Source organism: Paenibacillus hubeiensis, assembly GCF_032334105.1.
Classification (GTDB): Bacteria; Bacillota; Bacilli; order Paenibacillales; family Paenibacillaceae; genus Paenibacillus; species Paenibacillus hubeiensis.
The window spans coordinates 186919-193108 of record NZ_JAVYAE020000012.1 but is presented as its reverse complement, the minus strand read 5'-3'; the positions used below and the strand labels follow the sequence as shown (position 1 = coordinate 193108).

Genomic DNA, 6190 nt, shown 5'->3' with positions numbered 1-6190 from the left:
CCTGATAGCTCAGTTGGTAGAGCACTCGACTGTTAATCGAGTTGTCACAGGTTCGAGTCCTGTTCGGGGAGCCATTTGCTCTCATAGCTCAGTAGGTAGAGTGCATCCATGGTAAGGATGAGGTCACCGGTTCGATCCCGGTTGAGAGCTTTGAATAAGGCCCGTTGGTCAAGGGGTTAAGACACCTCCCTTTCACGGAGGTAACAGGGGTTCGAATCCCCTACGGGTCATTGTAATTCCATTGCAATAAAAGGGGTGAGAACCCCAAAGGTTCGTAGGAGGCTAACTTCGTTAGCTTAGACTTCGCAGTCTCGAACGAAGTGAGAGTATCCCCTACGGGTCATAGTATTATGGAGGCTTAGCTCAGCTGGGAGAGCATCTGCCTTACAAGCAGAGGGTCGGGGGTTCGAACCCCTCAGCCTCCACCATTTTATTATTGGGGATTAGCCAAGCGGTAAGGCAACGGACTTTGACTCCGTCATGCATAGGTTCAAATCCTATATCCCCAGCCATTTTAACTTCAGTGAGAGCCATTAGCTCAGTTGGTAGAGCACCTGACTTTTAATCAGGGTGTCGAAGGTTCGAGTCCTTCATGGCTCACCAGTTATATCCATTCAAAACATGTTCTTGCGGAATGCAATGAGGGTGTTTTTTTTATTTTGGCTCACTTTTGCGAATGAATAGTGGGCCTTTTTGATATATGTTTGCATCTTTTAGATTGATTGTTTATGGTTAGCAGCGCTGTAGACAATTAAAAAGCACGAATGAGTCTCCCTGTCCACGTGTAATCGGCCAGCATTTTCGGTTATAAACGATCCAGGGATAAAGAATCACTGACTATTTCAAAGAACTGCTTTCTATCAACAAACGGGAGTCAAGAGTGGTACGACATCTTAGCCGAGGAGCTGCGGCAGATGAGGCTAGTCTTCTTCCAAGACCGCCATGGAACCACAGGGCTCGCTTAGCTCTAAGCATAACAACTATCACAGGGTGTGCGCTCTTCTTTCCAGTAACGCTGTTCTGAACAAGTCTGACGTCAACAACCAGGTAAGTTACCGTATTTCATTTGACATGACAAAGGTTCTCTGAATTGGAGTAAAACCAGAGAAGGAGACAACATGCAGCGGAGAGGCTCAAGATTGCCGTTTTAAAGTAATTCGCTTCAATCTATATGGGGAAATGCTCTAAGCCGATGGAACGGTTTAGAAGCCTATTTAGGAGGCTTACTATAGGTTTTAAGAGTTACGTCTGTAATCATTTGGTGGGACGGGACAGGGAGTAAGTCTAAAACAAATACAGGACAGACATTCAAAAAAGGGGGGGGAAACGAAAAAAAAGATTTTTTTGCGTAAATGCTTGACTCATATACGTATTATATGGTAAGATCATTCTTGTCGCTAACGAGATACGTTGGATCGAAAAACAACGTAATTACAGTTAGGTGAAAGCCTTGCATCAAATGTTCGGCTTCAATATGCGCGTGTGGCGGAATTGGCAGACGCACTAGACTTAGGATCTAGCGTCTTTGACGTGGGGGTTCAAGTCCCTCCACGCGCATCCTTATTAAGCGGACGTGGCTCAGCGGTAGAGCATCGCCTTGCCAAGGCGAGGGTCGCGGGTTCGATTCCCGTCGTCCGCTCCAAATATGCGCCCTTAGCTCAGCTGGATAGAGCGTTTGACTACGAATCAAAAGGTCGGGAGTTCGAATCTCTCAGGGCGCGCCATTTCATATCGGGATGTAGCTCAGCTTGGTAGAGCACCTGGTTTGGGACCAGGGGGTCGCATGTTCAAATCGTGTCATCCCGATTTTAATGATTTGCGGGTGTAGTTCAATGGTAGAACTCCAGCCTTCCAAGCTGGTAGCGTGGGTTCGATTCCCATCACCCGCTTCAGCAAAACGATGATCTTCTGCACAGCAGAAGATCATCGTTTTTAGTTTTCCTCGCATGAGTTTGTTCATGACCGTGATCCTTCCTTTACTTCGTATTGTCCATCAAAGAGTTAACAAAGTTGTGGCAGCATATCCCCAGGCCTTTGGATTTCCAGTGTATGAAGATGCTGCTGGACATGCAAAATAGACTTTGATCCGTCCAAAGTGCTGGCTCTAATTTCTACTGAATCCATCCCCAACAAGCAAAAAAATTAAAAAAGACTCTTTAATTTATTGCATCACTGTGATAAAGTATACAAAAGCTTGCTTTGCCGGTCAGGTTTCATTGGATATACTCCTGCTTCAGGGCGACGGATTTTCCAGCTGCATATGGTGAGCACAAGGAACGTGCTTCTAGATTGCATATTTATAATTTTTTTGGCATGAAAATGAATCTGCCCATGTGTGGTTTATATGTGAAAAATGGTTCATGCAGAAGGGCCCGCCCCATATGTCGAAGCAGAGCAAGAAAATGAATAAAAAAGCGTGTTTTTATGCTAGAAATCAAGGAAAACCCCCTTTTTTTCTAGTAGAAAAGTAAAGATTTTCGTAACGTTTTATTGTATGATGTTATGAAGGTGTCAAATTTTCGTGTACGAAAGCGAACGATCAGATGGGAGGATAAGCATGACTGAAACTATGGTAACCGCCAGCAAAAGCCAGTCCAACAACCTGCTTCGGCGAGACGTGCGGTTCCTGGGCAACATACTTGGAGAAGTTCTAGTCCATCAAGGCGGCACGGAACTTCTTGATGTCGTTGAGAAAATTCGGGAAACCAGCAAATCTTTGCGCGCAGAATTTTTGCCAGAGCTCTATGCAGAGTTCAAAACGATGATCCAGGAATTAGACTCGGAGAACCGTCATCAGGTAATCAGGGCTTTTGCGATTTATTTTCAATTGGTGAACATCGCTGAACAAAATCATCGGATTCGGCGCAAGCGGGATTATGAGCGTTCTGCTGGGGACAGCGTGCAGCCTGGATCAATCGAAAAGGCCGTTCAGGATCTGAAAGAGCGCGGGCTGTCTCATACGGAAGTCGAGCAGATTCTGGAGGAACTGTCTCTGGAGTTGGTTATGACGGCTCACCCTACAGAAGCTATGCGACGCGTCATTTTGGATATTCATAAACGGATTTCTGAAGACGTCATGCTGCTTGACAATCCTACGCTGACGTTGCGTGAACGTGAACAGTTGCGAGAAAAGCTGCTGAATGAGGTCATCACCTTGTGGCAGACCGATGAGCTTCGGGACCGCAAGCCGACCGTGCTTGATGAAGTCCGCAACGGGATGTATTACTTTCACGAAACGCTGTTCCACGTACTTCCGGACGTATATCAGGAGCTTGAACGCTGCCTGCAAAAATATTACCCTGGCCACAACTGGCATGTACCGACGTATTTGCGCTTCGGTTCCTGGATTGGGGGAGACCGGGACGGAAATCCATCGGTAACTTCAGACGTAACGTGGCAAACGCTGCTCATGCAGCGCAAGCTCGCGATGCGCGAGTACCAGCGGATCATGATCGAACTGATGGGCCATCTCAGTTTCAGCACGAACATCATCAATGTATCCGATGAATTGCTGCAATCCATTGAAGAGGATCGCAAACACGTTACGTTGAAGAAGGTCGACATTTGGCGCAACGAGAAGGAGCCGTACCGCATCAAGTTGGCCTACATGATCGCCAAGCTCAACAATGTGCTTGATGAAAACAAAATCGGTCAACCTGACCGCTATGATAACGCACAAGGGCTGATCGCCGATCTGATGATCATCGACCGCAGCCTGCGTCATCATTTCGCCGATTACGTGGCAGATACCACGGTTCGCAAAATGATTCGCCAAGTGGAACTATTCGGTTTCCATACGGCAGCGCTCGATGTGCGCCAGCATAGCCAGGAGCATGAAAATGCGATGGCCGAGATTTTGGCCAAAATGAATGTGGTTGAAGATTATGCACGCCTTACGGAAGACGGCAAAGTGGATCTGCTGGCCCGTTTGCTTGAAGATCCGCGTCCGCTGACTTCTGCATATCATCAATATACCGAGGGAACAAAGGAGTGTCTGGACGTATTCCGCACGATCAAGCGTGCACAGAACGAGTTCGGCACAGAATGCATTACCAGTTACCTGATCAGTATGACCCAAGGGGCAAGCGACCTGCTGGAAGTGATGGTTTTTGCGAAAGAAGTCGGCCTCTTCCAGAAAGGAAGCGACGGTAAGATCGTATCTACCCTTCAGGCAGTGCCGCTGTTCGAAACCATTGACGATCTGCATGCAGCATCCGACATTATGCAGAAGCTGTTCAAGCTTCCTGTATATCGTGCCAGCGTAAGCGCGCGGAACGAAATGCACGAGATCATGCTCGGCTATTCGGACAGCAACAAGGACGGCGGCGTAGTGACCGCCAACTGGGAACTGCGGGTAGCGATGAACGCCATTACCGAGGTGGGCAATGAACACGGCGTGAAGCTGAAGTTCTTCCATGGCCGCGGTGGAGCGCTTGGCCGCGGGGGTATGCCGCTGAACCGCAGCATTCTGGCCCAACCGCCGCATACGATTGGCGGGGGCATCAAGATTACGGAGCAAGGCGAGGTCATCTCGTCCCGTTATTCCTTGAAAGGGATCGCTTACCGCAGTTTGGAACAAGCGACATCTGCGCTGATTACTGCTGCATTGAACAGTTTGGAACCGCAGGAATCGGCATCCGAGCGTCATTGGGACAGCATCATCAAGGATATTTCCGAGGTGTCGCTGCGCAAATATCAGGATTTGATTTTCCGCGACCCGGATTTCTTCACTTTCTTCAAAGAATCGACGCCGCTGCCTGAGGTTGGCGAACTGAACATCGGTTCCCGTCCATCCAAACGGAAAAACAGCGACAAGTTCGAGGATCTGAGAGCGATCCCGTGGGTGTTTGCATGGACGCAAAGCCGTTATCTGCTGCCGGCGTGGTATGCGGCGGGAACAGGACTGCAAAGCTATTATCAGGGCAAAGAAGAGAATTTGGCTGTTCTGAAAGACATGTATGCAAACTTCCCGTTCTTCCGGACATTGATCGATACGGTACAAATGGCAGTGGCCAAGGCGGATCTCGTCATCGCCAAGGAATACTCGGCCATGACTTCCAACAAAGAAGCGCGTGACCGCATCTATGGCCTGATTGAAGCCGAGTTTAATTTGACCAAAGATTTGATTCTGAAAATTACCGGCGAAACCGAAATTTTGAACGACGTGCCGGTGATTCAAGAATCCATCAGACTGCGTAATCCTTACGTCGATCCGTTGTCCTATATGCAAGTGCAGCTTCTCAGCGAACTGAGAGAACTGCGTGAACGTGGCGACGACGATGCGGAACTGCTGCGTGAAGTGCTGTTGACCATTAACGGAATCGCTGCCGGACTTCGGAACACCGGCTGATTTGGAAATATCGATGATCTAATAAATGGTTCAATCCTTCCTTTCCATAAGGAGGGGGAAACGGGACTCCTTAGGGAGTTCCCGTTTTTTACTGTTTTTAACGGATAATTGCGGACACAGTCTTGATTTTTGACCAAAGTTGATTTACGATTTGATTGGTGAATTACAAGTGTGGACGGGTATCAGAAGACGGAAAACCCATCAGCATGTCTGGGGGAATATAGGTGGACAATTTGGAGAACAGGCTCGTCAAGCTGGTGCTTAAGGGTGACCAGCGGGCCTTTGCAGAAATCGTAGAATTATACAAGGACAAACTGTTTCATTTGGCATACCGCATGCTGAGCAATAGACATGAAGCGGAAGACGTTGTACAAGAAACCTTTTTGCGCGTGTTCCGTAATATGGAAAAGTATGATCCCAACCAAAAGTTCTCAACCTGGATATATCGTATAGCTACCAATCTGTGCATCGACCGATTGCGCAGGAAGAAGCCGTCGTTTTCCTTGGATGCGGAATTGAATGATCAAGAGGGAACCGACGGCTATGCCATGCTCCCAAGCGATGATCGAACGCCGGAGAGTGAAGCTCTGCTTTCCGAGACACAAACACTGATCCGCGAAGCGATTGACAGTCTTCCGGCCAAGTACAAGTCGGTCATGGTATTGAGATATTTACAGGACCTGTCGCTGCAGGAAATCAGCGATGTCACCGGCATGCCCGTAACAACGATCAAGACGCGCGTTCATCGGGGCCGGGAATTTTTGCGTAAAAAACTGGAATTCAAGTTATAATTTGCAGCATTTTTTTGGGCGAATTATTTTGAAACATATCCGAATCGGA

Annotated in this window: 2 protein-coding genes and 10 tRNA genes; all 12 read left to right on the top strand. The window is 48.0% G+C overall.

All coding sequences use genetic code 11. The annotated features are described in order from the left end of the window. The first annotated feature begins 77 nt into the window (after positions 1 to 77). The 12 genes from RSX24_RS24810 to sigW all read left to right on the top strand — a co-directional run bounded on the left by RSX24_RS24810 (position 78) and on the right by sigW (position 6141). Positions 78 to 150, top strand: a tRNA-Thr gene (locus RSX24_RS24810). Between the two features lie 8 nt (positions 151 to 158). Continuing rightward, positions 159 to 230: transfer RNA gene (locus RSX24_RS24805), tRNA-Glu, on the top strand. A gap of 122 nt (positions 231 to 352) precedes the next feature. Beyond that, positions 353 to 428: transfer RNA gene (locus tag RSX24_RS24800), tRNA-Val, on the top strand. A 9-nt stretch (positions 429 to 437) separates the two neighbouring features. Next, a tRNA-Gln gene (locus tag RSX24_RS24795) sits at positions 438 to 512 on the top strand. Between the two features lie 15 nt (positions 513 to 527). Next, positions 528 to 603, top strand: a tRNA-Lys gene (locus RSX24_RS24790). Positions 604 to 1476: 873 nt separating this feature from the next. After that, a tRNA-Leu gene (locus RSX24_RS24785) sits at positions 1477 to 1557 on the top strand. Between the two features lie 10 nt (positions 1558 to 1567). Then, positions 1568 to 1642: transfer RNA gene (locus RSX24_RS24780), tRNA-Gly, on the top strand. 5 nt (positions 1643 to 1647) lie between these two features. Continuing rightward, positions 1648 to 1724, top strand: a tRNA-Arg gene (locus RSX24_RS24775). An 8-nt stretch (positions 1725 to 1732) separates the two neighbouring features. Further along, a tRNA-Pro gene (locus RSX24_RS24770) sits at positions 1733 to 1806 on the top strand. A 12-nt stretch (positions 1807 to 1818) separates the two neighbouring features. After that, a tRNA-Gly gene (locus RSX24_RS24765) sits at positions 1819 to 1889 on the top strand. A gap of 668 nt (positions 1890 to 2557) precedes the next feature. Beyond that, positions 2558 to 5350, top strand: coding sequence for a phosphoenolpyruvate carboxylase (ppc, locus tag RSX24_RS24760; protein WP_343262050.1), 2793 nt, complete (start codon positions 2558 to 2560; stop codon positions 5348 to 5350). Between the two features lie 224 nt (positions 5351 to 5574). Beyond that, positions 5575 to 6141: an RNA polymerase sigma factor SigW gene (gene sigW / locus RSX24_RS24755; protein WP_236421520.1), complete on the top strand. Its 567-nt coding sequence runs from the start codon at positions 5575 to 5577 to the stop codon at positions 6139 to 6141. The last annotated feature ends 49 nt before the right edge of the window (positions 6142 to 6190 follow it).